This is a genomic window from Cellulomonas sp. (assembly GCF_036279715.1).
Lineage (GTDB): Bacteria > Actinomycetota > Actinomycetes > Actinomycetales > Cellulomonadaceae > Cellulomonas_A.
On the sequence record NZ_DASUIR010000175.1, the window covers coordinates 1 to 2,235 of the forward strand.

The 2,235-nt window shown below is 71.1% G+C and carries 1 protein-coding gene; it reads right to left on the reverse strand.

All coding sequences use genetic code 11. The annotated features are described in order from the left end of the window. Window positions 1–2,235 (reverse strand): pyruvate, phosphate dikinase (gene ppdK / locus VFW79_RS16450; RefSeq protein ID WP_329678363.1); only part of this gene is annotated, 2,235 nt, incomplete at both ends.

A 2,235-nucleotide genomic window follows, 5' to 3' on the forward strand; every position in this document is an offset into this window, starting at 1 on the left:
GCACCCGGAACGGCGAGCACGACACGTAGTCGAGCCCGACCTCGTCGAAGAAGTGCACCGACTCCGGGTCGCCGCCGTGCTCGCCACACACACCGATCGTCAGGTCGGGCCGTGCGGCCCGGCCCTCCTCGACGGCGATGCGGACCAGCCGGCCGACGCCGGTCTGGTCGATCGTCTCGAACGGCGACACGGCGATGACGCCCAGGTCCGTGTACTCGGCGAAGAACGCGCTCTCCACGTCGTCACGCGAGAAGCCCCAGGTGGTCTGGGTCAGGTCGTTGGTGCCGAACGAGAAGAACTCGGCCTCGCCCGCCATCCGGCCGGCCGTGAGGGCCGCGCGCGGCAGCTCGATCATCGCTCCGATGGCGATGTCCAGCTCGACGCCCTCGGCCTTCGCGACCTCGGCCAGGATCGCCTCGGCCTCGTCGCGCACGAGGCGCAGCTCCATGACCGACGCAGCGAGCGGCACCATGATCTCCGCGCGCGGGTGGCCGCCTTCCTTGAGCCGGGTCGCGTGGGCCTCGGCGATGGCGCGGATCTGCAAGGCGAACAGCCCGGGCACGACGAGCCCGAGCCGCACGCCGCGCAGGCCGAGCATCGGGTTGGCCTCGTGCATGCGCTCGACCGCCGCCAGCAGCTGGACGTCGTGGTCGAACTCCTCCTGCGTCTCCTTCAGCTCACCGCGCTCGCGCCGGTCGGTCGCGAGCGCGACGCGGACGGACAGTGCGGTGAGGTCGGGGAGGAACTCGTGCAGCGGGGGGTCGATGAGCCGGATCGTCGTCGGCAGCCCGTCCATCTCGCGGAGGATGTCGATGAAGTCCGCACGCTGCAACGGGAGCAGCGCGTCGAGGGCGGCCTGGCGTTCGTCGTCCTCCCGGGCGAGGACGACGCGCTCGATGAGCACGCGGCGGTCGCCGAGGAACATGTGCTCGGTGCGGCACAGGCCGATCCCCTGCGCGCCCCAGACCCGTGCGCGGTGCGCGTCGTCGGCCGTGTCGGCGTTGGCGTGCACGTCGAGCCGGCGCACGCTGTCCGCGTGCTTGAGGATCCTGTCGACGGCACGGACGAGCACGATCGTGTCCTCGTCGTCGGTGTGCTCGAGCGCTGCGTCGAGCCCCTCCTCGAGGTACTGGACGACGGGCGACGGCACGACGGGAACCGACCCGAGGAACACCTCGCCGGTCGAGCCGTCGATGGCGACGACCTCGCCCTCCTTCAGGACGCGCTTGCCGACGTGGACCGTGCGACCGACCGCGTCGACGTCGAGCGCCTCGGCGCCCACGACGCAGGTCGTGCCCATGCCACGCGCGACGACCGCCGCGTGCGAGGTCTTCCCGCCACGTGACGTGAGGACCCCGACGGCCGCGATCATGCCGCCCAGGTCGTCCGGGTTGGTCTCGCGGCGGACGAGGATGACGTCCTTGCCCTCGGCCGCCCACGCCTGTGCGGTCTTCGAGTCGAACACGATCTGCCCGACGGCGGCCCCCGGCGACGCGGCCATGCCCGTGGCGAGCAGGGTGCGCGACGCCGCGGCGTCGAACTGCGGGAACATCAGGTTGCTGAGCTGCTGACCGGTCACGCGTTCGAGCGCCTCGTCCATGGTGATGAGGTGCTCGTCGACGAGCTGGGTCGCGATGCGGAACGCCGCGTTGGCGGTGCGCTTGCCGACGCGCGTCTGCAGCATCCACAGCTTGCCGCGCTCGACCGTGAACTCGATGTCGCACAGGTCGCGGTAGTGCGTCTCGAGCCGGCGCATGGCCTGGCGCAGGTCCGCGAACGACTGCGGGTCGAGCTTCTCAAAGTCCGCGAGGGACAGCGTGTTGCGGATGCCCGCGACGACGTCCTCGCCCTGGGCGTTCGGCAGGTAGTCGCCGTAGTCGCCGACCTTGCCGGTCGCCGGGTCGCGCGTGAAGCACACGCCGGTGCCCGAGTCCGGGCCCAGGTTGCCGAACACCATGCTCACGACGTTCACGGCCGTGCCGAGGTCGTCGGAGATGCGCTCACGACGCCGGTACAGCCGCGCCCGGTCGGTGTTCCACGACTCGAAGATGGCGGTGATCGCGAGGTCGAGCTGCTCGCGCGGGTGCTGCGGGAAGTCACGTCCGGACACATCGCTGACGATCGCCTTGTACTGCTCGACCAGGCCGGTCAGGTCCTCGGCCGTGAGCTCGACGTCGGTCGCCGCGCCGCGCTTGACCTTCAGGGCGTCCAGGGCGTCGGCGAACAGGTCGCCGT